Consider the following 25,908-nt stretch of genomic DNA (forward strand, 5'->3'; position numbering starts at 1 on the left):
GGAATTCGGTCTTCCTGACCCCGCGTTAACTTTTTGTTTCCCACGCCTGTTTAGCGTGCGTTTACGATTTCGGCCGGAATGGGCTGGCCGGAAGATACGCGTGCGGTCCCGATGTTCGATCCTGCCTCATCCGGCGCCTCGTCCTCCCTCCTGATGCGCGCAAGCGCCCGGGAAGGGGCCGGGTCCGACGATACCGGCCAAGACGGGCGCGACGGCCACCGGTCGGCCCGCGCGCGCCGCGCCGCACGTCGCCCGAACCCGCTGCTCGCCGCGCTCGGCCGGTCCGACGAGGACACCGCTGACACGCGGCCGGACCCGCCGGCAGAGGAACGGCCGGCGCGCGACGCACAGCCTTCGACGGACGGCGAAAACCATGCACGGCCGAGCCCGCCCGTTTCGCCGCCGGCACCGCGCGCGGACCCGGCCCAACGCCGGGATGCACCGGAACCGGGCGCGCCGCTCGTCGATCCGATCGTGATGCTGTCGACGATCTGGCGCTGGCGGTTCGCGATCGCGCTTTGCACCGTGCTCGGCGGGATCATCGGCGTTCTGGTCGCCCTGTCGATCCCGCACCGCTACACGGCCTATTCGGAGGTGCTGATCGACCCGCGCGAGGTTCAGCTCGTCGGACGCGATCTGGAGCGCGAGTTCCTGGCCAACGAGGCCGCGCTCGCCATCGTCGACAGCCGACTTTCGCTGGTGCGGTCGCGTCCAGTCCTCGAACGCGTGATCGAGGCCACCAATCTCGACCAGGACCCCGAATTCAACGGCGCCTCCGAGGGCGGGATCGGCCTGCGCGACGGGCTCGGCGTGATCATGTCGCTGTTCGGAGACGAGACCCCCGTCGAGACGTCGGCCCGCACCACGCTCGAGAACCTGCGCGACGCCATCGAGATCGACCGCACCACGCGCACCTTCGTCGTCACCATCGGCGTCGAGGCCAACGCGCCGCGCAAGGCCGCCATGCTGGCCAACGAGGTCACCCGCGCCTTCGTCGAGGAACAGGGTTCGATCAGCTCGGACAAGGCGCGCGAGGCCAACACGGCGCTGACCGGCCGGCTCGACGAGTTGCAGGCCAGGGTCGAGCAGGCCGAGCGCAGCATCGAGGAGTTCCGCGTCGAGAACGGGCTGGTCAGCGCCCAGGGCCGATTGCTCAGCGAGGACGATCTCGCCGCCGCCAGCAACCAGCTCGCCGAGGCCCGCGCGGCGACGATCCGCGCCCGCTCCAAGGCCGAGGAGGCAAGCGGGATCACCATCGACGACGCGATCGCCGGCTCGGTGCCGATCGACCTGACGACACCGTCGCTGACCACCTTCCGGGCCCAGCATTCGGCGTTGCGCCAGACCGCCGCGCAACTCGAGGACCAGCTTGGTCCGCGCCATCCGCGCCTGACCGCCGCGCAGGCGGCGACCGAGGCGGCCCGCCAGGACATCGCCGCCGAACTCGGCCGCATCGTCCAGGGCGCGCAGTCCGAACTGCGCCGCGCCGTGCAGACCGAACAGGAACTGGCCGCCCAGGTCGCCCGCGCCAAGGCGGCCAAGAGCGATCAGAGCGAGGCGATGGTCACCCTGCGCGACCTGCAGGCCGAGGCCGAGGCCGCCCGCGCGATCTACAGCAGCGCGCTCCTGCGCGCCCGCGAGACCGGCGAGATCGGCGCGCTCGGCACGGTCAACGCAGCGATCCTGTCGCCGGCCGAACCGCCGCTGACCGCCTCGTCCATGTCGCGCAAGACGATCGCGATCGCCTTCACGATCGCCGGCTTCCTTGTTGGCCTGGGCATCGCCACGCTGGCCGGCCTGAAGAACGCGGTCAGTCTCGAAGCCTTCAACGGCGCCCGCGCCGCCGCATCCGAACCGCCCGCCGGACCCCGACCCGGCGGTTCATCCCCGACACGCAAAGCCAGTCAGGACACAACCACCATGCATCCCGGCTATCCCTACGCGCCCGCCCCGTATCAGCCGCAGCCGTCCGCCCAGCCGACGGGGTACGGACAGCCTCACGCACCGCAGCACCAGCCCGGCAACGGCTGGCCGCCAGCTTCCCAGCCGTTCGGTCAACCCGCCAGCTGGCCCGGCCAGCCGCAGCCGTCGCCCTATCCGCAAGGGGGATATCCGCAGGCGCCCGCCGGCCACGGCGCCCATCCCCAGCCGGCCTACCCGCCGCAGATGCCGATGCCGCCGCAGGCCGGCCATCCGGGCGGCTGGCAGCAGCCGCAGCCAGAGCCCGCCGCGATGCACGGCCCCTACGGGGCACCGGGCCATGTCCCGCAGGCCGCGCCGGGCTACCAGCAGGCCCCCTGGCCGCAGCAGCCCGCGCCGATGGCCGCCCCGCACTGGCCGGCGCCCACCGCGTCCTATCCGCCCCCCGGCGCCCAGCCCCATGCGCCCGCGCCGGCATCCGACGAGATGGACGAGCTGCGCCGGTCGATCGACGATATCCGCGAGGTGGTCGAGGAGCTTGCCGCCCGCCGCGGCAATGTGCGCCGCTTCGCCTGACGGCCCAAAAACGCCAGACCGGGACGCAAAAACGGTGTCGCGCGCGGCGCCGTTTCTGCTTTAAGGCCCTCACGATCGATCACGGCAGAAATCGGGGGAGCCGGCATGGCGCACATCATCGACGGCAAGGCGGTCGCCGCCCAGGTCACGGAGAAGGTCACCGAAGCCGCGGACGCGCTGCGCGCCTCAACCGGCGTGCAACCGGGTCTCGCGGTCGTCATCGTCGGCGAGGATCCGGCCTCCAAGGTCTATGTCGCCAACAAGGGGCGCACGGCGCGCGCCTGCGGCTTCCTGTCGGTCGAGCACACGCTGCCCGAGGACACCGACCAGGCGGCGCTTCTGGGCCTGATCGAGGAACTGAACACCGATCCGGCGATCCACGGCATTCTGGTGCAGCTCCCGCTGCCCGCCCAGATCGACGCCGGCGCGGTGATCCAGGCGATCGCCCCGGAAAAGGACGTCGACGGTTTCCACTTCATCAATGTCGGCAAGCTGTCGACCGGCGAGACCGAGACCGCCTTCGTGCCGTGCACGCCGGCCGGCTCCATGGTGCTGCTGCAGACCGTCATGGAGCGCGACCTGTCCGGGCGCAACGCGGTGGTGATCGGCCGCTCCAACATCGTCGGCAAGCCGATGTTCAACCTGCTGCTGGCCGCCAACGCGACGGTCACCGTCGCTCATTCGCGCACCGCCGACCTGCCCGCCCTGTGCCGGACGGCCGACATCGTCGTCGCCGCCGTCGGCCGGCCGCAGATGGTCAAGGGCGACTGGATCAGGCCCGGCGCGACGGTGATCGACGTCGGCATGAACCGCATTCCGGCGCCCGAGCGCGGCGAGGGCAAGACACGCCTTGTCGGTGATGTCGACTTCGAGGCGGCCGAAAAGGTCGCCGCCGCCATCACGCCGGTGCCCGGCGGGGTCGGCCCGATGACCATCGCGATGCTGATGGCCAATGCGTGCGTCGCCGCCCATCGCGCCGCCGGCAGGACGCCGCCGCGCTTCTGACGCACGCGCCCCCGGTGGTCGGCCCCGCCGCCCCGGGTACCGCAAGCGCGCTTTCAGGGCTTGCGCCGCCCATGGATTGCGGCCAGTGTCGCCGGTTGTCCGACGCCTCGCAATCCACGCCCTGCACAGACCTGATGTGATGACCACCGACACGCCGACGAGGCACTTCGCCTTCATCCTGGCCGAAGAGTTCTCCATGTTCTGCGTCTCGGCGGTGATCGACGTGCTGCGCACGGCCAACATGGTCACGGGCACCGACTATTATCGCTGGTCGACCGTTTCCCATGACGGCGAGCCGGTGCGCGCCTCCAACGGGCTGACGCTCAAGCCGATCCACTCGGTCGACGACCTGCCGCCGGCCGACCTGACCTTCATCGTCGCCTCGCTCACGCTCGACTTCCCGGGCCGGCAGAAGATCGTCAACGTGCTGCGCACGCTCGGGCGACGCGGCGCCAGCCTCGGCGCCCTGTCGGTCGGCAGCCACATCCTCGCCCAGGCCGGCCAGCTCGAGGGCCACCGCTGCACCATCCACTGGGAGAACCGGGCCGGCTTCCGCGAGGCGTTCCCGCACATCGAGTGCACCTCCAACGTCTACGAGATCGACCGCAAGCGCTACACGGCCGCCGGCGGCACCACGGGCATCGACCTGATGCTGGAGATCGTGCGCGCCGATTTCGGCGCCGAGATCACCAACAAGGTGGCCAACAATTTCCAGTATGAGCGCATCCGCAGCCACGAGGACCGCCAGCGGGTCGGCCGCGAACCGGACCTGACCGGCAAGTCCGAAAAGCTCAAGCGGCTGACCGAGCTGATGGCCGACAATCTGGAGGAACCGCTGTCGGCCGGCGCTCTGGCCCGTTCGGTGGAGCTGTCGGTGCGTCAGGTCGAGCGGCTGTTCCTGAAGCATTTGAACTCGACGCCCGGTCGCTACTACATGACCTTGCGGCTGGAGCGGGCACGCCAGCTCCTGCGGCAGACCAACATCCCCATTCTGGAGGTCGCGCTGTCGACCGGCTTCACATCGCACTCCTATTTCGCGCAGAGTTACCGCATGCAGTTCGGCCGCGCGCCGAGCGACGAGCGGCGCAAGAGCTTCTGAAGGATATGAAACCAAACACGAGCCGGCGCGTTGAGCGCCATGCACTTGTCGCCCACGGGTTCCAGATCATCGGCTGGCGCGAGCGCGTCGCCCTGCCGGAACTGGGCGTCGACTTGATCCGCGCAAAGATCGATACCGGCGCTCTGACGTCGGCCCTTCATGTCGAGGATCTCGCCTATTTCGAGCGCAACGGCCGGCGCTGGGTGCGTTTCCACCCGCCCGGGCCGGACGGCAGGCCGCTGGCTAAGCCGGCCGAGGCGCGCCTGCGCGATTCGCGCGAGGTGCGTTCGAGCAGCGGTCAGGTCGAGCGCCGCTGCGTCATCGCCACGCCGTTCGTCATCGGCGCGGAAATGTTCCGCGCCGAGGTGACGCTGACCGACAGGACCGATATGGTCTACAACATGCTGGTCGGGCGCAGCGCGATGCGGATCGGCAAGCTGATCGTCGATCCGACCCGCTCGTGGATGGCCGGATCGCCCCGCCTCGAACCGCAGGCCAGTGAGTCCCCATGAAGATCGTCATGCTCGCCCGCAACGCCGACCTTTATTCGCACAGGCGTCTGAAGGAGGTCGCCGAGTCGCGCGGGCACACGTTCGACATCGTCAACACGCTGCACTGCTACATGAACATCACGTCGCGGCGGCCTTCGGTCTATTACAATGGCGAGAAGATGACCGGCTACGACGCGATCATCCCGCGCATCGGCGCCTCGATCACCTTCTACGGCATGGCGGTGCTGCGCCAGTTTGAGATGATGGGCGTCTATCCGCTCAACGAATCGGTCGCCATCGGCCGCTCGCGCGACAAGCTGCGCTCGATGCAGCTTCTCGCCCGCGACGGGGTCGGCCTGCCAGTCACCGCCTTCGCCTATGATCCCAAGCGCGCCGAGGACATCATCCGCATGACCGGCGGCCCGCCGGTGGTGATCAAGCTTCTGGAGGGCACGCAGGGCATCGGCGTCGTGCTGGCCGAGACGATGCAGTCGGCCAAGTCGGTGATCGAGGCGTTTCGCGGCGCCAAGGTGCACATCATGGCGCAGGAGTTCATCCGCGAGGCCGGCGGCACCGACATTCGCGCGCTCGTCGTCGGCGGCAAGGTCGTCGCGACCATGAAACGCTCGGGCAAGGCCGGCGAGTTCCGCTCCAACCTGCACCGGGGCGGCGCCGCCGAGACCGTGCGCATCACCCCGGTCGAGCGCGCCACCGCCGTGCAGGCGGCCAAGACGATGGGCCTGAACGTGTGCGGCGTCGACATGCTGCGCTCGAACCACGGCCCGGTCGTCATGGAGGTCAATTCCTCGCCCGGCCTCGAGGGCGTCGAAAAGGCGACCGGCAAGGACGTCGCCGGGCGCATCATCGACCTTCTGGAAGCCAATGCCGAGCGCGCCAGGGCCAAGCGCGTCAAGTCCAAGACGCGCGGGCAGGGCTGATCGCGCCTGCGGTCCGCTGCCGCAGCGCGGAGCGGCCGCTTGCGCGCGCCGCGCTTTCGCGCCAGACAGCCTTCATGAACGCCCGCCATCGCATCGCACGCCCCGGCACACGCGCCATCGCGGCGCGGCTGGCGCTCGTCATGGCGCTGGTGCTTGCCGCCTTCGCCCACCGGCCCGCCGCCGCGACGCCATCGGGCATGACGGCGCTGCAGATCGCCCGATACGTGCTGCCGGACGGCTCGCTTCCGGTGCTGTGCCTGCCCGGCCACGAGGGCGTCACCGCCGATGTCTGCGAGTTCTGCCTGATTGCCGGAAGCGCTGCTCCGCCGGGTCCGGGCGCCTGCCTTCCGGTCCGGCATCGTTGCGTCGCGGGCGCAGTCGGCGCGTTTGCGCAGGCGGGCCCGCCGGTGGCGGCCACCCATCTTCAGACGGCGCCCTCGCGCGGCCCGCCGCCCGCCGCCTGACGCGCCTCCGACCCACGATCCCTTTGAAGGCCGGCGCCACCGAGCGGTGGCCGGCACCTCATCCATGAGAGAACGACCATGAAGAGAACCATACTGACCCTCGCCGCCGCCCTGATGACGATCGGCGCTGCCTTCGCGCATGAAGAACACACGGCCGGCGATCTGGTCATCGACCATCCGATCGCGCGCGCGACGCCGGCCGGGGCCCCCGTCTCCGGCGGCTATATGACGATCCGCAACACGGGCGATCAGGCCGACCGGCTGGTCGGCGGCAGCGCCGGTTTCGCCGGCAAGGTGGAGATCCACGAAATGGCCATGGACGGCGACGTCATGAAGATGCGCGAGATCGAAGGCGGCATCGAAATCCCCGCCGGCGGCGAGATCGTGCTGAAGCCGGGCGGCCTGCACGTGATGTTCATGCAGCTCGGCGAACAGCTCGAGGAGGGCGCCGAACTGCCGGCGACGCTGACCTTCGAAAGGGCCGGCGATGTCGACGTCGTCTTCAGCGTCGAAAGCCTTGCCACGATCCGTGAGCACATGGACGGCGGCATGGATGACGCCGACTGACCGACCGGACCGGCCGTGGCGGCGCCTACTCAGCCGCCACGGCCGGCGTCTCTCGACGCTTTTCGGCGAGCGCCTGGCGGACGATCTGGAACGCCGAGGACAGAAACAGCGCCGCCATCAGCCCGGCGACGATCAGGTCGGGCCAGCCGGTCGCCGTGCCCCAGACGCCGAGCGCGGCGACCATGACCGCCACATTGCCGATCGCATCGTTGCGCGAGCACAGCCACACCGAGCGCACATTGGCGTCGCCATCCTTGTAGGCGACCAGCAGCAGCACCGATGCCAAATTGGCGGCCAGCGCGACGAAGCCGATCGCGCCCATGATCGGCGCCGAGGGCACGCCGGCGACGAACACCTGATGGACCGTCGAGCCGAACACCCAAAGGCCCATCACGAGCAGGCTGAAGCCCTTGAACAGCGCCGCGTTGGCGCGCACCGACAGCGACGAACCGATCACCGCCAGCGAGATGCCGTAGGTCAGGGCGTCGCCGAAGAAGTCGAGCGCGTCGGCCTTCAGCGCCTGCGACCCGGCCATGTAGCCCGCGCCCATCTCGACCGCGAACATGGTCGCGTTGATCGCGATGACGGCCCAAAGGCGCCGCTTGTAGTCGGCCGACATGCCGTCGAACGGTGCGGGATCGTGGTTGCAGCAGCCGGCCATGGAACGCTCCTTGATTGGCGGTTGCAGCCAACCTAATCTCTCTAGCGACTAGAGCTTCAAGAGGGTCCTGTCATGTATTCGATCGGTGAACTGTCCCGGCGCACCGGCGTGAAGGTGCCGACCATCCGCTATTACGAGCAGATGGGACTGCTCGCCGCCGCCGGTCGCACCGAGGGCAACCAGCGCCGGTATGACCGGGCCGGCCTGGAGCGGCTGAGCTTCATCCGGCACGCGCGCGATCTGGGCCTTTCGATCGAGGCCATTCGCGAACTGGCGGACCTGTCCGCACGGCCCGACGCGCCCTGCGCCGACGCGCACCGGATCGCCCGCGCGCACCGGTCGGCGATCCGCGCCCGGATCGACAAGCTGACCCGGCTCGAGGCCGAGCTCGGCCGGATCGAGACGGTGTGCGACGCCGACACGGTCGGCGAATGCCGGATCATCGAGGCGCTGGCCGACCATGGCCTGTGCGCGGGAGAGCATTGACGCAAGTGTCTCGTGCGGCGGCCCGGCACCGCCTCTGTCACAGGCGAGGCGACATCTGTACCATGGCGGGACGGCACTGCCGCCTTTGCCTCGCGCTGGCGGGCCCTATCTGTGGTGTCTCAAGGGAGGAGAAAACCATGATCAAACAGCTCAGTCTCGCCATTCCGCTTGCCGCCGCGTGCCTTGCGCCGGCCTTCGCCCAGCAGACGCCGGCGCCCGAAAACGCCGAGGTCTATTTCATCGCGCCCGAGGACGGCGCGACGGTGCAGGCCCCGGTGACCGTCCTGTTCGGGTTGCGCAACGCGGGCGTTGCTCCGGCCGGCGTCGAGATGGAAGGCACGCTCCACCATCATCTGTTCGTCAATCGCGCCCCGTTCGGCGAGGACGACGCGGCGATGAACATTCCGTCCGATGACAATCATCGGCACTTCGGCGGCGGACAGACCCAGACCACGCTCGATCTGGAACCGGGAGAGCACACGCTGCAACTCGTCGGCGGCGATCACAACCACATCCCGCACGACCCGCCGGTCGTCTCGGACGTGATCACGATCACGGTGGAGTAAGCCGGCGCGCGGCAGAACCGCGAGCGCCATTGCGCGGGCTGTTCCGGCGACCAGCCGGAACCCGGAGGCACCTCAAATCGCCTCGCAGTTCACGCAGCGGCGTCGAGCAACAGGGTTTCGTGACCGCTTTGCGTCAGGAGCCGGACGGCCTCTCGGTCGAAGCTGGCGAAGACGGTGCCGCACATTGCCTTGCCCCGGGCCGCGATCGCGCCATCGGCGAAGTCGCCGCCGGCATCGAGCACGGCAAGGCCGGCATTGACAGCGGCGCGGTCGACGATGAGCGCATGATCGTCGACAATAGCCGGATCGATGCGGCAATCTGGACACGTGTCTTGCGTTATGCACTGCGGGCAACCCAGACGAACTCGCACAGAACCGGGAGCGGGACGAACAGTTCGTCGGCACGCATGATCGTCTCCAGCGCCGCGCGCGCCTGATCGACATCGTCCTGCAAAGCGACCCTCAAGAGGACGTTGGTATCGAGCGTCGGTCTCAACGCTCGCCGGCCCAGGCACGTTCGGTCGCTTCCTTGATCTCTTCGATCGTCAGCTTGATGCCGTCGTCGCTCTTCAGCGAGCCGGCGAACTTGCTGATACCCCGCTTGGGCGTGCCTTCCGTCGTGTCGGGCATGAACGATTCGATTTCGGCGTGCTCGTTCGTGGCCGAGACGAGCGCCACGCCGTCTTCCTCAAGCGACACATCGACCTTGTCGCCGGGCTTGACGCCCAGATGCTTCAGCACTTCCTTCTTGAGCGTGATCTGGCCCTTGGCCGTGACCGTCAGTTTCGCCATTACCTTACTCCTTGCGAAAAAGTAAGGCACCCGGCCTGTCTTCGCAAGGCGACGCCGCTTACCGAAACGCGTCGTCGGCGAGCTTGACGTCGACCGCGCGGTCCTGGGGCGCCGGTCCGGTCGCGGCGGGCGCGGGCATGAACACGCTGGCGCCCTGGTCGGCGCGGCTCGCCACCCGGCGGAACGTCTCGAACAGTTCACGCCCCACGCCATGCGTGTTGCCCGAAAGATCGGCTTGCGCCGGCGCGCGCGCCTCGAACTCGGCCTGATCGACCAGGACGTCGAGCCGGCCCGTCGCCGCGTCGACGCGCACCATGTCGCCCTCGCGGACCCGGGCGATCGGCCCGCCATCGACGGCCTCTGGCGTCACATGGATCGCAGCCGGCACCTTGCCCGAGGCGCCCGACATGCGCCCGTCGGTGACCAGCGCCACCATGTGCCCGCGATCCTGCAGAATGCCGAGCACCGGCGTGAGCTTGTGCAGTTCGGGCATGCCGTTCGCCTTGGGCCCCTGAAAGCGGATCACCGCGACCATGTCGCCGTCGAGTTCCCCGGCCTTGAAGGCGGCCTGCAATTCGCTCTGATCGTGGAAGATCTTCGCCGGCGCCTCGATGACGTGGCGCTCGGGCTTGACCGCCGAGACCTTGATGACGGCGTGGCCCAGATTGCCGGTCAGCATCTGCAGCCCGCCGGTCGGCTGGAACGCCTTGGCGAACGGGGCCAGCACCTTCTCGTCGCCCGAGACCTTCGGCGCGGGCCGGCGCGTGACGGTTCCGTCCTCGGCGCCGAGCCCCGGTTCGATCATGTAGGGATCGAGCCCGTGCCCCCAGACGGTGCGCACGTCGCGGTGCAGAAGGCCCGCATCGGCCAGTTCGCGGATCATGAAGCCCAGCCCGCCTGCGGCGTGGAAATGGTTCACGTCGGCAAGCCCGTTCGGATAGACCCGCGCCAGCAGCGGCGTGACGTCGGACAGGTCCGAAATGTCCTGCCATGTCAGCGTGATGCCGGCCGCGGCGGCCATCGCGATCAGGTGGATGGTGTGGTTGGTCGACCCGCCGGTCGCGTGCAGGCCGACGACGCCGTTGACGACGGACCTCTCGTCGATCATCTCGCCGACGGGCGTATATTCGTTGCCGAGCGCGGTGATCGCCAGCGCCCGTTTGGTCGCCTCGCGGGTCAGCGCCTCGCGCAGCGGCGTGTTGGGGTTGACGAAGCTGGCGCCGGGAATGTGCAGGCCCATGATCTCCATGAGCATCTGGTTGGAGTTCGCCGTGCCGTAGAAGGTGCAGGTGCCCGGCCCGTGATAGGAGGCGCTTTCGGCTTCGAGCAGTTCGTCGCGGCCGACCTTGCCTTCCGCATAGAGCTGGCGGATGCGCGCCTTCTCGTCGTTCGGCAGGCCCGAGGTCATCGGCCCGGCCGGGATGAACACCGCCGGCAGATGGCCGAAGGTGAGCGCGGCGATGACGAGGCCCGGGACGATCTTGTCGCATACGCCCAGATAGACCGCCGCGTCGAACATGTCGTGCGACAGGCCGACGCCGGCGGCCAGCGCGATCACGTCGCGCGAGAACAGCGACAGTTCCATGCCGGCCTGCCCTTGCGTGACGCCGTCGCACATGGCCGGAACGCCGCCGGCGACCTGGGCCACCGCGCCGGCCTCGCGCGCGGCCTGCTTGATCACCTGCGGAAAGGTCTCGAAGGGCTGATGCGCCGACAGCATGTCGTTGTAGGCGGTGATGATGCCCAGATTGGCGACCACGTCCCCCTTCAGGTTCGCCTTGTCGGTGGTCCCGCAGGCGGCGAACCCGTGCGCGAGGTTGCCGCAGGACAGTTTCGTGCGCTTGGGTCCCTGGCTGGCGCGTTCCGAAAGCCGTTCGAGATAGATCTCGCGCCCGGCGCGCGAGCGCTCGCGAATGCGATCGGTCACGGCGGCGATGGTGGCGTTGACGTCCTGGGCGGTCATATCGGGTCTCCAGCGAGCGTTTGCGGCAGCCTATCGGGCGCTTATGGCGCCCAGAAGACATGGACGGGTGCGGCGCTCTGGTGCAGCACGGCGCGCACGGGCATTTCGGCCGTTTCGGTCCCCGCCAGCGCGGTTTCGAGCACGCCGCGCTTTTCGTCACCCTCGATATGGAGCGCGACGAAGCGTGCATCGAGGATCGGCCCGAGCGTCAGGGTCAGGCGCGGCTCGCCGGCCCCTTGCGCGTAGATCGGCAGGACCTTGCGGTGCGACCGGGTGTCGAGCGCCTCGGTCAGAAGATCGCCGCCGGGAAAGAACGAGGCGGTGTGCCCGTCCGTGCCCATGCCGAGCACGCAGGCATCCAGCCGGTGGCCGTCCTGGGCGAACGCTTCCTCGGACAGGCGGGCGCACTCGGCCGGCGTGTGCGCGTCCACCACATAGGGCACGAAGCGGGCGTCGGCGGCGCGGTTCTGCAGAAGGTGCCGGCGCACCAGGCCCGCATTGGCGCGCTCATGGTCCGGCGGCACCAGCCGTTCGTCGACCAGCAGCACCATGACCGAGCCCCAGTCCAGATCGGCCCGCGAGAGCGCCTCGAAGAAGCGCCGGGGCGTCGAGCCGCCCGAGACGGCAAGCGACGCGTGGCCGCGCGTGGCGAGCCCGCCGGCCAGCTTGGCGGCGACGCCGGCGGCCAGCGCCTCGGCCAGTCTCTCGCGATCGGCATAGTCGTGGCGGTGGATGTCGGCCATCGCCTCACACGCTCTCGTGCCAGGTGCGCCCGTCGCGCTCGATCAGCGCGATCGAGGCGGACGGGCCCCAGGTGCCGGCGGTGTAGCGCTGGCACTGCTGGCCGGTGTCCTCCCAGGCCGACAGGATCGGGTCGATCCAGCGCCAGGCGGCCTCCACCTCGTCGCGCCGCATGAACAGCGTCTGATTGCCGCGGATCACGTCCATGATCAGCCGTTCATAGGCGTCCGGATTGCGCACGTTGAAGGCCGACGCGAAGCTCATGTCGAGCGGCACGTGCCTGAGGCGCATGCCGCCGGGGCCGGGGTCCTTGATCATGATCCACTGCTTGACGCCCTCGTCGGGCTGCAGGCGGATGACCAGATTGTTGGCCAGCAGCCGCCCGGCGCCGTCGCCGAAGATCGAGTGTGGCACCGGCTTGAAGGCGATGACGATCTCGGAGACGCGCGTGGTCATGCGCTTGCCGGTGCGCAGGTAGAACGGCACGCCGGCCCAGCGCCAGTTGCCGATTTCCGCCTTCACCGCGACGAAGGTCTCGGTGTTGGAAGCCCCGCCCTCGATCTCGTCGAGATAGCCGGGCACCGGCCCGCCGGCCGAGGCGCCGGGCCCGTACTGGCCGCGCACGGTGAGCTTTTCGACATTGGCCTCGTCGATCGGTTCGAGCCCGCGCAGCACCTTCAGCTTCTCGTCGCGCACGGCGTTGGCGTCCATCGAGGAGGGCGGCTCCATCGCGACCAGGCACAGAAGCTGCAGCAGATGGTTCTGCACCATGTCGCGCAGCGCGCCGGCCTTGTCGTAATAGTCCGCCCGGCCCTCGACGCCGACGCCCTCGGCGACAGTGATCTGCACATGGTCGATATGGGCCGAGTTCCACAGCGGCTCGTAGAGCGTGTTGGCAAAGCGCAGCGCCATCAGGTTCTGCACCGTCTCCTTGCCCAGATAATGGTCGATCCGGAACGTCTGGTACTCGTCGAACACGCTGCCGAGCGTGTCGTTGAGTTCGCGCGCCGACTTCAGATCGCGGCCGATCGGCTTTTCGACGATGATCCGCGTCTCCGGCGTGATCAGGCCGTGATCGCGCAGCCGCGTGGCGATGTCGCCGAACAGCGACGGGCCGACGGCCAGATAGCAGGCGCGCTTCTTGCCGGTATCGGCGCCCAGAACCGCGCCGAGCGAATCCCAGCCGCGCTCGGATTTGACGTCGACCGACACATAGTCGAGCTTGCCGAGGAACTTCTCCACCTCGTCACTGTCGAGATCGTCCTTGACGTGCGTCTTCAGCGCCTCGTGCGCGAAGGCGCGGTATTCGTTCGTCGAAAGGTCCGACCGTGAGGCGCCGATGATGCGCGTCGGCTCGGTCATCTGGCCGTCCTTCTGACGATGGTAGAGCGCCGGCAGCAGCTTGCGCTCTGCAAGGTCGCCGGTGCCGCCGAAGATGATGCAGTCGAACGGATCGACGGGAATGATCTGGCTGGACATGGTTCCGTCCGGGGTGCGGGATTTCGGCCCGAGCATAATCTAATCGATTTAGTCCGACCAGACCCCGTCACGAAAAAAGGCGGGCCGGAGCCCGCCTTTCGTCTGCCGTCTGGTCGGAACGCCCTCCGTCGGGCGCGTCCGCGCCTCAGATCACGTAGGTCGCAAGCGGCGAAAAACCGTTGAACGCGACAGTCGAATAGGTCGTCGTGTAGGCGCCCGTGCCGTCGATCAGGATCTCGTCGCCGGCGGTCAGCGTGATCGGCAGCGCATAGGGCGTGCGCTCGTAGAGCACATCCGCGCTGTCGCAGGTCGGCCCGGCGACAATGCACGGCGCGTGCGGGTCGGCGTCCTTTTCCGTCAGCAGCGGGTAACGGATCGCCTCCTCCATGGTTTCGGCGAGCCCGCCGAACTTGCCGATGTCCAGATAGACCCAGCGCGCCTGATCGGTGTCGGATTTGCGCGAGACCAGCACGATCTCTGCCTTGATCGTGCCCGCCGCGCCGACCAGGCCCCGGCCGGGCTCCATGATGGTCTCGGGAATGCGGTTGCCGAAATGCCGGCGCAGGGCGCCCGAAATCGCCTGGCCGTACTCCCGCGCCGCCGGCACGTCGTTCAGGTACCGGGCCGGAAAGCCGCCGCCCAGATTGACCATCCCGAGTTCGACGCCGCGCCCGGCCATCTCGCCGAAGATCGCGGCGGCCGAAGCGAGCGCGCTGTCCCAGGCGTCGGGATCGGTCTGCTGCGAGCCGACATGGAACGAGATGCCGTACGGTGTCAGGCCGTGATGGCGCGCATATTCGAGCACCGACACGGCCATCGCGGGCTCGCAGCCGAACTTGCGCGACAGCGGCCAGTCGGCGCCGGCGCCGTCGCACAGGATGCGGCAGAACACGCGCGCGCCCGGTGCGGCACGGCCGAGCTTTTCGACTTCCTCATATGCGTCGACGGCAAACAGGCGTACGCCGAGCGCGAAGGCGCGCGCGATGTCGCGTTCCTTCTTGATCGTGTTGCCATAGGAGATGCGGGCCGGCGGGGCACCGGCTGCCAGCGCCATCTCGATCTCCGGCACCGAGGCGCAGTCGAAGCTCGAGCCCATCGATGCGAGCAGTTCGAGCACTTCCGGCGCCGGGTTGGCCTTTACCGCGTAGAAGATCGCCGTGTCCGGCATCGCCTTGCGGAAGGTCCGGTAGTTGTCGCGCACGACATCGAGGTCGATGACGAGGCAGGGTCCCTCCGGCCGGCGCTCGGCGAGGAAGGAGCGGATGCGTTGGGTGGTCATGGTCGGTCCTCCGGACCCACGATTGGCGTTACGGGCTCGTGCCGCCGGCGATCGTGATCCTGCGGGTGAACCCCGCGCGGAATCCGATACCGGCGACATCGGGACGAGCCCCGCGAGCGGGGACCGTCCCTTGCGTCGAATTGCCAATGCGTCATCCGGAGCGAACCGGCCGCTTCACTTGGCAAGACTGTGTGTTGCCTCTTCGATCCTGCGCGGTGGAGACGCAGGTCCAGCAAAAGGCCCTCACCGTCGTTGCTTCAAGGCGCCCGGCGGGACATACGACCTTCCCGCCGCAATCCCGGTCATCGCCGGGCTTGCTTGTACCTTCGCCTGACATCGCCTCCTGTCCCTCCCCCTCGCCGGAAACCAGCTTTCGGGGGCGACCCACCCGCCTTCGCGGTTGCGAGGCGGATCGACGAGCCCTGCGTGGGCGCCCATGGGGCACGTGCGACCTTGGGCTGATGCGACAAATGCTCCAGAACGGGCGGAAATTCAAGTCCGCCTTGCATTGAGCGGGTTGCAAAGCACGCAATTGCGGGCACTGTGGCGCGACCATCACATCGGGAGGTTTTCCATGCTCGATACAGTCGACCGATCGACGGCCAGGACCGCCGGCGAGGGCCTTGCGGCCGGCAACGTCATCGACGGACGCACAATCCCGGCGCGTTCGGGCGCGACGATCGATGTCACCTGCCCGTCCGACGGCGCGGTCTTCGCGACCATCGCGCGCTCGGATGCGGCTGACGTCGACGCAGCCGTCGCCAGCGCCCGCGCCGCCTTCGAGACCGGCCCTTGGGCCCGCATGAGCGCGCTCGAACGGGGCCGGCTGCTGTTCGCGCTGATGGACCGGATCGAGCAGAACGCGGCAGAACTCGCCGCGCTCGAAAGCCGCGATACCGGCAAGCCGGTCCGCCAGGGCATCGCGGACGTGAAGGGCGCGATGCGCTATTTCGAGTTCAACGCCGGCGCCGCCGACAAGCTGAACGGCGACCAGATCCCGTTCCTGGACGGCTACACCGCGCTCGCCCTGCGCGAGCCGCACGGCGTCGTCGCCGGCATCATCCCGTGGAACTACCCCATGCAGATCCTCGGCCGCGTCGCCGGTGCGGCGCTCGCCATGGGCAACACGCTGGTGATCAAGCCCGCCGAGGACGCCTCGCTGACCACGGTGCGGATCGCCGAACTGGCGCTCGAGGCGGGCTTTCCGCCAGGCGTCTTCAACGTCGTCACCGGCTACGGGCAGGAGGCCGGCGCGCCGCTGTCGGCCCACCAGGACGTCGATTACGTCACCTTCACCGGCTCGCCCGTGACCGGCACCGCGATCCAGCAGGCCGCCGCCGTCAACAATCGCGGCGTGACGATGGAGCTGGGCGGCAAGTCCCCGCAGATCGTCTTCGCCGACGCCGATCTGGACGCGGCGATGCCGGTTCTGGTCAATGCGATCATCCAGAATGGCGGCCAGACCTGTTCGGCCGGCAGCCGCATCCTGGTCGAACGTCCGCTCCATGACGAGGTCGCCGGCCGGCTCGCCGAACGCTTTGCCGGACTGGTCGCCGAGCCGCACTGGGCCGACGGCGATCTGGGCCCGCTCGTCAACGCGACCCAGGCCGAACGGGTCAACCGCTTCGTCGCCGCGGCGCGCGCGGCCGGAACGCCGGTGCTGGCCGAAGGCCGGATCGCCGACGACGCGCCCGCCGCCGGCCACTATGTCGCGCCGGTCCTGTTCGGCGGCGTCGATCCGCAAAGCGATCTGGCGCGCGAGGAGGTGTTCGGCCCGGTCCTGTCGATGCTCGCCTTCGACGACGAGGCCGAGGCGATCCGGCTAGCCAACGCGACCGATTACGGGCTCGTCGCGGCGGTGTGGACACGCGACGGCGGCCGCCAGTTCCGCGTCGCCCGCGCGATCCGGTCGGGCCAGGTCTTCGTCAACTGCTTCGGCGCGGGCGGTGGCGTCGAACTGCCGTTCGGCGGGGTCAAGAAGTCGGGCCATGGCCGCGAGAAGGGGCTCGAGGCCCTGCGCGACATGAGCGCGACCAAGGCGATCGTCTTCAACCACGGATAGCATGCATGGGAAGACTTGAAGGCAAGGTCGCCATCGTCACCGGCGGTGCCGGCGGCTTCGGCGAGGGCATGGTGCGGCGCTTTGTCGAGGAGGGCGCGCGGGTGCTGATCGCCGATCTGAACGGCAAGCGGGCCGAAACGCTCGCCGCCGAACTGGGTTCGGCGACGGTGCCGCTGAAGGTCGATGTCTCGCTCGGTTCGGACATCGCGGCCATGGTCGAGACCGCGCACGACGCCTTCGGCCGCATCGACATCATGGTCAACAATGCCGGCTACAGCCATCGCAACGGCGATCTGGCCGCCGTCAGCGAGGACGATTTCGATCTCATCTTCGCGGTCAACATGAAGGCGATCTACCGCTCGACGCTCGCCGTGGTGCCGATCATGGAGGGCCAGGGCGGCGGCGCGATCATCACCACCGCCTCGACCGCCGGGCTCCGGCCGCGTCCGGGCCTGACCTGGTACAACGCCTCCAAGGGCTGGGCGATCACCGCGACCAAGTCGATGGCCGTCGAGCTTGCGCCCAGGAACATCCGCGTCAACTGCCTGGCGCCCGTCGCCGGCGAAACCGGCATGCTGGCCACCTTCATGGGCACCGACACGCCCGAAATGCGCGAGAAGTTCAAGTCGGTGATCCCGCTGGGGCGCTTTTCGACGCCCGCCGACATCGCCAACGCCGCGCTCTATCTGGCCTCGGACGAAGCCGCCTTCATCACCGGCGTGGCGCTGGAGGTCGATGGCGGCCGCTGCGTCTGACCGGGCGGCGGCCTCGTCGCGGGAACCCGGGCCCGCCGGCCGCGTTCTGTCGCAATGCGCGACAAGACCCTCGCCATCGTCGGTGCCGCCCACGTCCACCTGCCCGATCATGTGCGGGTGGCGGGCGAGGCCGGCTTTGCGATCGGCGCCGTCTTCGACCGGAACGCGGCACGCGCCGAGCACTGGTCCGGCGAAACCGGCGCCCCCGCCGTCGCCGACCGCGCCGCGATCACGTCTGGCGACATCGCCGGCGCCGTCGTGTGTTCGGAGACCGCCCATCACGAGGCCGACATCGCGTTCCTGCTCGAGGCGGGCATTCCGGTCTTCACCGAAAAGCCGCTCGCCGGCGACGCCGCCGCCGCGCGCCGGATCGCCGAGGCGGCCGCGCGCACCGGCACGCTGCTGCATACCGGCTTCTTCATGCGCACCAATCCGCCTCTCGCCGAACTGCGCGACAGGGTTCGGGGCGGCGAACTGGGCGATGTCGTCGAAGCGCGCGGGCGCTTCGCCCATGACGGCGCCTACGCCGACTGGCTCGACCTGTCCGGCTGGATGACGACGCCCGATCTGGCCTGCTATGGCGGGTTCGCCGACGAGGGAGTTCATGTCATCGATCTTCTGATGTGGATGGCCGGGCCGGTCGCCGGCGGCGCGGCATGCCTGGGCCACGCGCGCGGCTTTCCGGTCGACGACCATGGCGCGGCCGCGCTGAGCTTCAAGAGCGGCGCAACCGGGGCGGTGCAGGCCGGATGGACGGACCGCACGATGCGGCTCGAGATCGAACTGATCGGCACCGAGGCCGGCGCGACGGTCGGCGACGGCAAGGTCGCGATCACGGGCAGGGGCGAGGAAACGCCGCACTGGTCCGCCGGGTTGAGCCCGCTCGATGCGGGCCAGGGCTTGGTGCCCTTTCTCGCCGCCCTCGAGGGCCGTCCAGCCGACGCGCTTGTGACGCCCGACGAGGCGGCCGCCGTCAACGCCGTGCTCGACCTGCTCTACGACCGCGAGGCCTGACCGGCCTGCTCTTCCAGTTTCGTGATGATGTCGCGTGTGATCGCCTGATCGGCGTCCGCCGCCTCGAGCGGGCACGGCTTCGAAAGCCGCTCTCGGGCGCTTTTCATCGTAAAGGCGTTGGCCGCCTTCAACTGGCCGAGCGCCCGCCAGGTGACGGGCATGGCGACTGGTGCGCCCGGTCGCGACCGCACCGAATAGGGCGCGATCGCCGTCGATCCCCGCTCGTTGCGCAGCCAGTCGATGAACACCTTGCCCTTGCGCTTGGCCTTGGACATCGTGGCGACATAGCGGTCGGGCTCGGCCTCGGCGAAGATCGTCGCGACGGTCCGGGCGAACAGCGTCACGGTCTCCCAGCCGGCCGTGCGGCGCAGCGGCACGATGACGTGCACGCCCTTGCCGCCGGTGACCATGGCGACGCTTTCAAGGCCGAGCCCGGACAGGAAATCGCGCACGTCCTTGGCCGCGTGCCTGACCGCGTCGAAGTCGACGCCGTCGCCCGGATCGAGGTCGAAGACGACCCGGTCGGGCTTTTCGAGATTGTCGGTCCGCGCGCCCCAGACATGGAATTCGATCGCCCCCATCTGCGCGGCGGCGACGAACCCCTCCGGCCGGTCGATGACCAGATAGTCTTCGGTGTCGCCGGACTTCTCCTCGATCGGCACCGATGCGATCTCGTCGGGAAAGCCCTTGCCCGCATGCTTCTGGAAGAAGCAGTCCCCCTCGATGCCGCGCGGGCAGCGCACCAGCGAGACAGGACGGCCGCCGGCGAGCGCCAGCATGCGTTCGGCCACCGCGCCATAGTATCGGGCGACGTCGGCCTTGGTGCAGCCGGCCTCGGGGAAGACCGTGCGGTCGCCGCTCGAAATGGCGATCGACCGGACGGTCAGCGTCCCGTCGTCGCCGCCGGCATTGTCCGCTTCGGCCTGCGTGTCGTTGTCCATGCTCACGGTCCCGGCCTCCTTGTCCTCGCGCAGGCCCTCGAAGCGGCCGTGCCGGATGCGTCCGTCGGCGGTCAGTTCGGCATAGCCGATCTCGGCGACCAGCTTCGGCGTCAGCCAGCGCGCGTCGCGGGCGATCTCGCGCGGCACCTCGTCGTCGAACGGCGCGGTCTTGCGTTCGAGCCTTGCGAAACGGCTCTCGAGCCGGTCGAGCGTCGCCGCGTCGTACCCCGTGCCCACGCGCCCGCGATAGACGAGCCTGCCGTTGTCACGCGTGCCAAGCAGGATCGAGGCGAAGGGCCGCCCCTTTGCTGACGACGGCGTCGTGCCGGCGATCACGAACTCACGCCGCCGTTCGGCCTTGACCTTGCGCCACTTGCCCGACCGCTTGCCCGTATAGAGGCTGTCGGCGCGCTTTGAGATGATGCCCTCGGCGCCGCCGTCCGCAAAGCCAGCAAAGACCTGGCGCCCGCGCCCGCGAATATGGTCGGTATAGCGCACCGGTCCGCCCCCGGGCGCGCTGTCGAGCAGTGCGGCGAGCTTTTCCTTGCGCTCGGCGAGCGGCGTCTTCTTCAGCGATGCGCCGTCCAGTTCGATCAGGTCGAACGCCATGAACCGCACCGGCCGGCCGGTCTTCAGATCGGACTGCAGATCGGAAAAGCCCGCCGTCGCCGGATCGCCGGCCTGACCCGAAACCACCTCGCCATCGATCAGCGCGCTGTCGCAGTCGATGAACGCGAACGCCTCGGCGAGCCCGTGAAACCGGTCGGTCCAGTCCTTGCCCGAGCGCGTGTAAAGGCGCACCCCGCCCGTGCCGAGCGCGGCGAGGCAGCGATAGCCGTCGAACTTGGGTTCATGCAGCCAGTCGTCGCCCTCGGGCGCCTCGTCGACGAGGACGGCCAGTTCCGGCGCGGTGAATTTCGGCGTCTTCTTGCGGAAATGCTCGGCCGGATCGGGCGGCTTGCCATGATCGCCGGCGGGGACGTCCTCGGCGATCTCGTCCATCGTCCGGCCGGTCAGCGCGCTGGTGTCGAACGCCTCGGTCAGGTGATCCTCGTCTTCGGTCGCCGCCGCGTCGCGCTCCTTGATCAGGAGCCAGTTCTCGCGCTTTTCGCCCTTGCGGCGGCGCATCCGCACCAGCGCCCAGGCGCCGCTCATCCGCGCGCCGTGCAGGTCGAACCCAAGCTTGCCCTTGTCGAGGCCCTCCTCGACATCGCCGTGCGGCGCCCACCAGCCCTTGTCCCAGACCATGACGGTGCCCCCGCCATACTCGTCCTTGGGGATGGTGCCCTCGAAGTCCTGATAGTCGAGCGGGTGGTCCTCGGTGCGCACGGCCAGCCGCTTGACCGACGGATCGTCGCTCGGCCCCTTCGTCACCGCCCAGCTCAGCAGCACGCCGTCCCATTCCAGCCGGAAATCGAAATGCAGGCGGGTCGCATCGTGCTTCTGGACGACGAAGACGGGCTTGCCGCGCTTTTTGGGTATCGCTTCCCCGGACGGTTCGCGCGTGACCGAGAAATCGCGCCTGGCCGCATAGTCGGACAGCCTGTCGGACTTCTGCGCCATCGCTCAGGCCGATTTCTTCTTCTGCGAGCCCGAAGAGCGCGACGATTTGGTGCCGCCCTTGGACGAGGACTTCGACCTTGACGACGCTTTGGACGACGAACCGGACGACCGCTTGCCGCGCGCCTTGCCCGGTTCGGCCTCGTCGAGGCTTTCCTTGAGCGCGCTCATCAGGTCGACCACATTGTCGCCGCGCGGGCGCGGTTCGGCGTCCTCGGATTCGACGCGCCTTGTCGACTTGTTCTTGAGTTTCCGGTCGATCAGCGCCCGCAGCGCTTCCTCGTAGCTGTTGGTGAAGGCCGACGCGTCGAACGGCGCGGTCTTCCGGTCGATCAGCGAGGTGGCGACGTCGAGCAGTTCGGCGTCCGGCTCGGCATCGCCGACCGACGAGAACATCGGCTCGGCCTCGCGGATTTCCTCCTCATAGTGCAGCGTCTCCATCAGCAGCCCGTCGCCGCACGGGCGGATCGCCGCCAGATATTCCTTGCCGCGCATGGTGATCTGGCAAAGGCCGGTCCTGGAACTGTCGCGCAGCGCGTCGCGCACCACGCGGTAGGCGTCCTCGGCGAGCTCGTCGGCCGGCGTGATGTAGTAGGGCTTGTTGAAGTAGATCGGCGGGATTTCGCCCTGCTCGACGAACTGGACGATCTCCATCGTCTTCTTCGTCTCCAGCTTGATCGCGTCGATCTCGTCGGGGTCGAGCAGGATGTAGCTGTCGTCGTCATATTCGAAGCCCTTGACGATCTCGTCGCGATCGACGGGCCCCATGCCGGGCACGGTCTTTTCGTAGCGGATCGGCTTGCCCGACGGCTCGTGGATCTGCCGGAAGCGGATCTTCGCCGACGATTTCGTCGCCGAATAGACCTCGACCGGGATCGAGACGAGCGAGAGCCGCAACTGGCCCTTCCAGATCGGCCGCGCCGCCATGACGCCTCAGGCCATTTCCGGCTTCTGCGCCCAGAAGCCTGGCAGGCCGCCGCAATAGCTCGGCACGTTGATCGTGTCCTCGACGGTCGCATACATCAGCGCGTCGGGATAGGCGATGCGCTCGCCCTCGTCTTCGCCGCGCGGCGTGTAGACGCCCGTATAGAGCGCGGTGAGCACCCGCTTGCGCAATTCGTCCGGCAGCGCATCGCGCCCGATGATCGCGCGCTTTTCCAGTTCGCTCATCCTGTCGGCCAGCGCGGCGACCAGCGGCCGGGGCAGGGGATCGAACCCGGAAAGCTCCCTGAGCCGGGCGGCGAACCGTTCGAACTCGGCAAAAGGCTGCGCGCGCGCGGCGGCGGTCGGCGCCAGCATGGCCGCGGTCGTCAGGAGCGCGAAGCGGCGCCGTGTCAGGGGTGCGATGGTGCTCATGGTTCGTCCTCCTGCGAACGCCAGGCTCCGTAATAGTCGGCGACCGCGTCGATCTCGGAAGGGGTCAGTTGCGCGGCGAACGCGCGCATCCGGCCCATCGTGTCCGACCGGCGGTCGCTATCGGCATAGGCGCGCAGTTCGTGCGCCAGATAGGCGGGATCGCGGCCGATCAGGATCGGCGCGAGGCGGCCGGTATCGTCGGCCGAAACCCCGTGGCACGAGGCGCAGGGCGGCACGCCGCGCTCCCAGGCGCCGTTGACGACGAGCGACCAGCCGGTCGTGTCGGCCTCTTCGCGCGCGGGCGGACGAAGGTCTGGCTGCGGCGCGTCGGCATAAAGCCGTGCCATCGCCGCCGCCCCGCCCTCGCCGAGCGCGGTGGCGGTCTTTTCCATCTGGCGATGCTGCCTGAGCCCCTTGCGGTAGGCTTCGAGCTGATGGGCGATGTAGCGCGCCGGCTGGCCGGACAGGTCCGGGAACGGGCCGGGCACGGAGGGGCGCGCCGGCGTCGAGGCGGTGCTGTCATGGCAGGCCGAACAGTCGAGCAGCACATCGGCCGACTGGGCGTGTGCGGTGCCGACGGCGGAAAGGGACACCGCGGCGGCGGCAAGGGCGATCGGCGCAAAACGGGAAGGCAAGCGGCAGGTCATTGCGTCCGCGCCTCCGCGACGATGTGTGCGGCCATGCGCGTGGCGAGCGCGGCGATGGTCAGCGTCGAATTGACCGACGAGCCCGACGGGAAGGTGCTGGACGAGGAGATCCACAGGTTCGGGTGATCGTGGGTGCGACAATCGCCGTCGACGACGCTGTCGCGCGGATCATCGCCCATGATGGTCGCGCCCATGATGTGGTTGTTGGGATAAAAGCCCTCATTGTGCCGGACGCTTTCGGGCTTGGCACCGAACAGCGGCATCATCGCCTCGACGCGGCGACGCGTGTCTTCGGCCGCCCGGCGCACATAGTCGTCGATGGCATAGTGAATTTCCGGGCGTGGTATGCCGAGCTTGTCGGTGAGTTTTTCGGTCGATGGCACGATCCGGTTGGCCGGATCGGGGAGCTGTTCGTTGAACGAATAGATGATCTGCCGGCGCGCGGCGCGATAGCGCACCGCCTCGCGCAGTTCGTCACCGGTCAGCCCTTCCTCGATGGCCTCGCTGGTGACTTCGCCGACATGGGTCTTGTTGTCGGGCATGAGCTTGCGGGCGGCATGGTCGCGGCGGAACTCGCCGTCGCGCAGATTGACGATGCCCGAAAGGATGTTCGGTCCGCGCCCGGGCCACAGCGGCATCTCACTGTCGAACGTGTGGCCGGTGCCGGGGTGATCCATCAGGTTGCGGCCCACCATGTCCGACGAGTTGCCCACGCCATCCGGCGCGTTCTCCTGCGTCGACATCAGCATGATCTTCGGTGTCTCTATGCCGTTGGCCGCCAGGACGAAGCGTTCGGCCTCGATGCGGAACTCCTCGCCGTCGGGCGTCAGGTAGCGGGCGGCGGCGATGCGCCCGTCCTCGCCGACCTCGAGGAAATGGACGACCGCGTTGACGATCAACTCCGCGCCGGCGGCCTCGGCCTTTTCGACCGACATGTTGCCCGAATATTGCGCCCCGATCGGACAGATCGGCATGCAGTTGGCGTTGCCGCAGCACGGCGGCCGGCCGTCATAGACCTGCTGGTTGTTGCGGCATTGCGGGGCGGGGATGAGGGTGTATCCGGCCGAGGTCAGCTTTTCCGCAAAGACCTGGTCGAGATAGGAATAGGGCGCCGGCGGCATCGGATAGGGCTTGGAGCGCGGCGCATCGAACGGCGCGTTCTCCGGACCGGCGACGCCCAGTTCGACTTCCGCTTCATAGTACCAGGGCTCGATGTCATCGTACGAGATCGGCCAGTCGCGGCCGACGCCGTAGAGCGACTTGATGCGCATGTCGTTGGGCAGGTAGCGCCAGGTCGCCGCGCCCCAGTGCCAGGTGGTGCCGCCGACCGCGCGGATATATTGCTGCTCGTAGGGGTCAGGCCCTTTCTGGATCAGATAGGCGCCCGGGTCGGACGGGTCAGGCTGCGGTGCGTGATCATTTTCCGGATATGGCGACATCAGGTCCTGGGGGTGGGCCTGCCGGAACCGCTTGACGAGTTCGGCGCGGTCGAGCCGCGGGCCGCAATCGAGGATCGTCACGCGCATGCCGGCCTCGGCGGCGCGCTTGGCCACCAGCCCGCCGGCGACGCCCGCGCCGATGACGCACAGTTGCGGGCTTTGCGGCAGTGTCGTGACCATCTGATAACTCCCTCCGGCTCCGGTCAAACGCGCGTCGTTCCGTCCGGTTCCCGGTTCGTCGCCCCATACGCGCGTGCTGGAACCGAATCCGGCCGGTGAAGTTGACGCGGCGCGGTCGTCACGGTCATGGTTGGCGTAAACGAGACGATTGCCGGCGACGCCCTTCACCCGGCGCGGTTGGGGGCGGGGCGGCCATCGCCGTCCTCGGCCTGCACCAGAACCCGTACGATCAGAAGGCCGATCGCGGCGACGAACACAGCCGCGCCGAACACCCACATCATCCCGCCGGCGAGCGCCTGATCGGTCAGCGCCGTCAGCCCGTAGGGCGGTGTGGTCGCCTCGTGCCACAGGTGCCAGGGCTCGCCGGAAAAGACCAGCAACGCCGACAGCACCGACATCTGCGTGCCGACCACGATGGCCGACAGGAAGCTCTGGAGCGGCCGAGGTTCCATCTGCGTGATGATGGCGGCCCAGTACGCCACCGCCGCGCCGAGAAGGCTCAGATGCATGGCCCAGTAGGTCCAGTCGCTCTCCAGCGTCGCCTGGTACGGCGTCGGCAGATGCCAGAACCAGAAAAAGCCCGAAAAGACGATCGCGGCCGCCATCGGCGACACGCGGCGGCCGTTGAAGGCGCGGGCAAGCAGCGGCGCGGCGATCAGCGTCAGCACCAGGTGCTGGCCGACGCGGGCGGAGAACAGCGCCATGGACAGGGCGCAAAGCGGCGAGACGAACATGATCGCGGTGATCGCCAGCCCGGCGAAGTAGCTCGTGCGGCGCGGGCCCTTGGCCAGGCGCCAGAACCCGAATGCCCATGCGGCGGCGAGGCCGGCCAGCAGGAACGGGTCCAGCGTCCAGCGCGCCATCAGTTCGGCCGGCACCGGTGGCATGCCGCAGAAGGGAACATAGTCGGGATCGGCGGTGAACATG

25 protein-coding genes and 1 pseudogene are annotated in these 25,908 nt (G+C 68.7%); 12 read left to right on the forward strand and 14 right to left on the reverse strand.

Annotated elements, in window-relative coordinates; genetic code table 11:
- Positions 1-111 precede the first annotated feature (111 nt).
- The 7 genes from E0E05_RS02615 (at position 112) to E0E05_RS02645 (ending at position 7,060) form a co-directional block, all read left to right on the forward strand.
- The gene (locus tag E0E05_RS02615) at positions 112-2,496 is read left to right on the forward strand and encodes a Wzz/FepE/Etk N-terminal domain-containing protein (protein ID WP_158629256.1); all 2,385 of its coding nucleotides are present in this window, start codon (positions 112-114) and stop codon (positions 2,494-2,496) included.
- A gap of 105 nt (positions 2,497-2,601) precedes the next feature.
- A complete protein-coding gene (gene folD / locus E0E05_RS02620) occupies positions 2,602-3,501 on the forward strand; it encodes a bifunctional methylenetetrahydrofolate dehydrogenase/methenyltetrahydrofolate cyclohydrolase FolD (RefSeq protein WP_131615299.1) in 900 nt (299 codons plus the stop codon).
- Between the two features lie 139 nt (positions 3,502-3,640).
- Positions 3,641-4,600, forward strand: coding sequence for a GlxA family transcriptional regulator (locus E0E05_RS02625; protein WP_131615300.1), 960 nt, complete (start codon positions 3,641-3,643; stop codon positions 4,598-4,600).
- A 5-nt stretch (positions 4,601-4,605) separates the two neighbouring features.
- Positions 4,606-5,112 carry an ATP-dependent zinc protease family protein gene (locus E0E05_RS02630; RefSeq protein WP_131615301.1) on the forward strand — a complete coding sequence of 169 codons (507 nt, stop codon included), beginning with the start codon at positions 4,606-4,608 and terminating at the stop codon, positions 5,110-5,112.
- On the forward strand, positions 5,109-6,029 hold the full coding sequence (gene rimK / locus E0E05_RS02635; protein ID WP_131615302.1) for a 30S ribosomal protein S6--L-glutamate ligase: 921 nt from the start codon (positions 5,109-5,111) through the stop codon (positions 6,027-6,029). The genes E0E05_RS02630 and rimK overlap by 4 nt, the downstream gene beginning before the upstream one ends.
- 74 nt (positions 6,030-6,103) lie before the next feature.
- Positions 6,104-6,493 (forward strand): hypothetical protein, encoded by a 390-nt coding sequence (locus E0E05_RS02640; protein ID WP_131615303.1) that lies wholly within the window; start codon positions 6,104-6,106, stop codon positions 6,491-6,493.
- A 78-nt stretch (positions 6,494-6,571) separates the two neighbouring features.
- Entirely contained in the window at positions 6,572-7,060 is a 489-nt protein-coding gene (locus E0E05_RS02645) for a copper chaperone PCu(A)C (protein ID WP_131615304.1), read from the forward strand.
- A 25-nt stretch (positions 7,061-7,085) separates the two neighbouring features.
- On the opposite strand, the gene E0E05_RS02650 is transcribed toward E0E05_RS02645, so the two are convergent.
- A complete protein-coding gene (locus E0E05_RS02650; protein ID WP_131615305.1) occupies positions 7,086-7,721 on the reverse strand; it encodes a cation efflux transmembrane domain-containing protein in 636 nt (211 codons plus the stop codon).
- Between the two features lie 72 nt (positions 7,722-7,793).
- Between E0E05_RS02650 and E0E05_RS02655 the strand changes: the two genes are divergently transcribed.
- Together E0E05_RS02655 and E0E05_RS02660 are read left to right on the forward strand one after the other, a co-directional pair.
- The gene (locus E0E05_RS02655; RefSeq protein WP_131615306.1) at positions 7,794-8,207 is read left to right on the forward strand and encodes a MerR family transcriptional regulator; all 414 of its coding nucleotides are present in this window, start codon (positions 7,794-7,796) and stop codon (positions 8,205-8,207) included.
- A gap of 137 nt (positions 8,208-8,344) precedes the next feature.
- The gene (locus tag E0E05_RS02660; protein ID WP_131615307.1) at positions 8,345-8,773 is read left to right on the forward strand and encodes a DUF4399 domain-containing protein; all 429 of its coding nucleotides are present in this window, start codon (positions 8,345-8,347) and stop codon (positions 8,771-8,773) included.
- 89 nt (positions 8,774-8,862) lie between these two features.
- On the opposite strand, the gene E0E05_RS17870 is transcribed toward E0E05_RS02660, so the two are convergent.
- The 7 genes and pseudogenes from E0E05_RS17870 to E0E05_RS02690 all read right to left on the reverse strand — a co-directional run bounded on the left by E0E05_RS17870 (position 8,863) and on the right by E0E05_RS02690 (position 15,027).
- Positions 8,863-9,015 (reverse strand): PIN domain-containing protein, encoded by a 153-nt coding sequence (locus E0E05_RS17870; protein WP_428977589.1) that lies wholly within the window; start codon positions 9,013-9,015, stop codon positions 8,863-8,865.
- Positions 9,016-9,110: 95 nt separating this feature from the next.
- On the reverse strand, positions 9,111-9,269 hold the full coding sequence (locus tag E0E05_RS17875) for a PIN domain-containing protein (protein WP_428977590.1): 159 nt from the start codon (positions 9,267-9,269) through the stop codon (positions 9,111-9,113).
- On the reverse strand, positions 9,266-9,565 hold the full coding sequence (locus E0E05_RS02670) for an AbrB/MazE/SpoVT family DNA-binding domain-containing protein (RefSeq protein WP_131615309.1): 300 nt from the start codon (positions 9,563-9,565) through the stop codon (positions 9,266-9,268). The genes E0E05_RS17875 and E0E05_RS02670 overlap by 4 nt, the downstream gene beginning before the upstream one ends.
- A gap of 139 nt (positions 9,566-9,704) precedes the next feature.
- A pseudogene (gene edd, locus E0E05_RS02675) lies at positions 9,705-11,528 on the reverse strand (phosphogluconate dehydratase); the annotation flags it as partial.
- Positions 11,529-11,569: 41 nt separating this feature from the next.
- Entirely contained in the window at positions 11,570-12,271 is a 702-nt protein-coding gene (gene pgl / locus E0E05_RS02680; RefSeq protein ID WP_131615311.1) for a 6-phosphogluconolactonase, read from the reverse strand.
- 4 nt (positions 12,272-12,275) lie between these two features.
- Positions 12,276-13,748, reverse strand: coding sequence for a glucose-6-phosphate dehydrogenase (gene zwf, locus E0E05_RS02685; protein WP_131615312.1), 1,473 nt, complete (start codon positions 13,746-13,748; stop codon positions 12,276-12,278).
- 145 nt (positions 13,749-13,893) lie between these two features.
- Complete coding sequence (locus E0E05_RS02690; protein ID WP_131615313.1) at positions 13,894-15,027, reverse strand: type III PLP-dependent enzyme; 1,134 nt, start codon at positions 15,025-15,027, stop codon at positions 13,894-13,896.
- 574 nt (positions 15,028-15,601) lie between these two features.
- On the opposite strand from E0E05_RS02690, the gene E0E05_RS02695 reads away from it, so the two are divergent.
- Genes E0E05_RS02695 through E0E05_RS02705 form a run of 3 tightly spaced genes read left to right on the forward strand, consistent with a single transcriptional unit; the run spans position 15,602 to position 18,858 of the window.
- Entirely contained in the window at positions 15,602-17,089 is a 1,488-nt protein-coding gene (locus E0E05_RS02695) for an aldehyde dehydrogenase family protein (RefSeq protein WP_131615314.1), read from the forward strand.
- Between the two features lie 5 nt (positions 17,090-17,094).
- Complete coding sequence (locus E0E05_RS02700) at positions 17,095-17,844, forward strand: SDR family oxidoreductase (protein WP_131615315.1); 750 nt, start codon at positions 17,095-17,097, stop codon at positions 17,842-17,844.
- Between the two features lie 54 nt (positions 17,845-17,898).
- The gene (locus E0E05_RS02705; protein WP_131615316.1) at positions 17,899-18,858 is read left to right on the forward strand and encodes a Gfo/Idh/MocA family protein; all 960 of its coding nucleotides are present in this window, start codon (positions 17,899-17,901) and stop codon (positions 18,856-18,858) included.
- Here E0E05_RS02705 and ligD read toward each other — a convergent pair.
- The 6 genes from ligD to E0E05_RS02735 form a co-directional block, all read right to left on the reverse strand.
- On the reverse strand, positions 18,840-21,362 hold the full coding sequence (gene ligD, locus E0E05_RS02710; RefSeq protein WP_131615317.1) for a DNA ligase D: 2,523 nt from the start codon (positions 21,360-21,362) through the stop codon (positions 18,840-18,842). The genes E0E05_RS02705 and ligD overlap by 19 nt on opposite strands.
- Before the next feature lie 3 nt (positions 21,363-21,365).
- Positions 21,366-22,286: a non-homologous end joining protein Ku gene (gene ku / locus E0E05_RS02715; RefSeq protein WP_131615318.1), complete on the reverse strand. Its 921-nt coding sequence runs from the start codon at positions 22,284-22,286 to the stop codon at positions 21,366-21,368.
- Positions 22,287-22,292: 6 nt separating this feature from the next.
- Complete coding sequence (locus E0E05_RS02720) at positions 22,293-22,715, reverse strand: sugar dehydrogenase complex small subunit (RefSeq protein WP_131615319.1); 423 nt, start codon at positions 22,713-22,715, stop codon at positions 22,293-22,295.
- A complete protein-coding gene (locus E0E05_RS02725) occupies positions 22,712-23,362 on the reverse strand; it encodes a c-type cytochrome (protein ID WP_131615320.1) in 651 nt (216 codons plus the stop codon). Before E0E05_RS02725 ends, E0E05_RS02720 begins: the two co-directional genes overlap by 4 nt.
- Positions 23,359-24,981 (reverse strand): GMC family oxidoreductase, encoded by a 1,623-nt coding sequence (locus tag E0E05_RS02730; protein ID WP_131615321.1) that lies wholly within the window; start codon positions 24,979-24,981, stop codon positions 23,359-23,361. The genes E0E05_RS02725 and E0E05_RS02730 overlap by 4 nt, the downstream gene beginning before the upstream one ends.
- A 164-nt stretch (positions 24,982-25,145) precedes the next feature.
- The gene (locus E0E05_RS02735; protein WP_131615322.1) at positions 25,146-25,907 is read right to left on the reverse strand and encodes a cytochrome c oxidase assembly protein; all 762 of its coding nucleotides are present in this window, start codon (positions 25,905-25,907) and stop codon (positions 25,146-25,148) included.
- Position 25,908 lies beyond the last annotated feature (1 nt).

This window comes from Roseitalea porphyridii, from assembly GCF_004331955.1.
Lineage (GTDB): Bacteria > Pseudomonadota > Alphaproteobacteria > Rhizobiales > Rhizobiaceae > Roseitalea > Roseitalea porphyridii.

Coding starts and splice junctions, on each gene's coding strand:
- E0E05_RS02625 (WP_131615300.1), top strand. CDS start 3,641: ATGACCACCGACACGCCGACGAGGCACTTCGCCTTCATCCTGGCCGAA.
- E0E05_RS02735 (WP_131615322.1), bottom strand. CDS start 25,907: ATGTTCACCGCCGATCCCGACTATGTTCCCTTCTGCGGCATGCCACCG.
- E0E05_RS02615 (WP_158629256.1), top strand. CDS start 112: ATGTTCGATCCTGCCTCATCCGGCGCCTCGTCCTCCCTCCTGATGCGC.
- E0E05_RS02695 (WP_131615314.1), top strand. CDS start 15,602: ATGCTCGATACAGTCGACCGATCGACGGCCAGGACCGCCGGCGAGGGC.
- E0E05_RS02725 (WP_131615320.1), bottom strand. CDS start 23,362: ATGACCTGCCGCTTGCCTTCCCGTTTTGCGCCGATCGCCCTTGCCGCC.
- E0E05_RS02640 (WP_131615303.1), top strand. CDS start 6,104: ATGAACGCCCGCCATCGCATCGCACGCCCCGGCACACGCGCCATCGCG.
- E0E05_RS02650 (WP_131615305.1), bottom strand. CDS start 7,721: ATGGCCGGCTGCTGCAACCACGATCCCGCACCGTTCGACGGCATGTCG.
- folD (WP_131615299.1), top strand. CDS start 2,602: ATGGCGCACATCATCGACGGCAAGGCGGTCGCCGCCCAGGTCACGGAG.
- rimK (WP_131615302.1), top strand. CDS start 5,109: ATGAAGATCGTCATGCTCGCCCGCAACGCCGACCTTTATTCGCACAGG.
- E0E05_RS02670 (WP_131615309.1), bottom strand. CDS start 9,565: ATGGCGAAACTGACGGTCACGGCCAAGGGCCAGATCACGCTCAAGAAG.
- E0E05_RS02655 (WP_131615306.1), top strand. CDS start 7,794: ATGTATTCGATCGGTGAACTGTCCCGGCGCACCGGCGTGAAGGTGCCG.
- E0E05_RS02660 (WP_131615307.1), top strand. CDS start 8,345: ATGATCAAACAGCTCAGTCTCGCCATTCCGCTTGCCGCCGCGTGCCTT.
- E0E05_RS02700 (WP_131615315.1), top strand. CDS start 17,095: ATGGGAAGACTTGAAGGCAAGGTCGCCATCGTCACCGGCGGTGCCGGC.
- E0E05_RS02690 (WP_131615313.1), bottom strand. CDS start 15,027: ATGACCACCCAACGCATCCGCTCCTTCCTCGCCGAGCGCCGGCCGGAG.
- ligD (WP_131615317.1), bottom strand. CDS start 21,362: ATGGCGCAGAAGTCCGACAGGCTGTCCGACTATGCGGCCAGGCGCGAT.
- E0E05_RS02645 (WP_131615304.1), top strand. CDS start 6,572: ATGAAGAGAACCATACTGACCCTCGCCGCCGCCCTGATGACGATCGGC.
- E0E05_RS02705 (WP_131615316.1), top strand. CDS start 17,899: ATGCGCGACAAGACCCTCGCCATCGTCGGTGCCGCCCACGTCCACCTG.
- E0E05_RS02730 (WP_131615321.1), bottom strand. CDS start 24,981: ATGGTCACGACACTGCCGCAAAGCCCGCAACTGTGCGTCATCGGCGCG.
- pgl (WP_131615311.1), bottom strand. CDS start 12,271: ATGGCCGACATCCACCGCCACGACTATGCCGATCGCGAGAGACTGGCC.
- ku (WP_131615318.1), bottom strand. CDS start 22,286: ATGGCGGCGCGGCCGATCTGGAAGGGCCAGTTGCGGCTCTCGCTCGTC.
- E0E05_RS02720 (WP_131615319.1), bottom strand. CDS start 22,715: ATGAGCACCATCGCACCCCTGACACGGCGCCGCTTCGCGCTCCTGACG.
- E0E05_RS02630 (WP_131615301.1), top strand. CDS start 4,606: ATGAAACCAAACACGAGCCGGCGCGTTGAGCGCCATGCACTTGTCGCC.
- zwf (WP_131615312.1), bottom strand. CDS start 13,748: ATGTCCAGCCAGATCATTCCCGTCGATCCGTTCGACTGCATCATCTTC.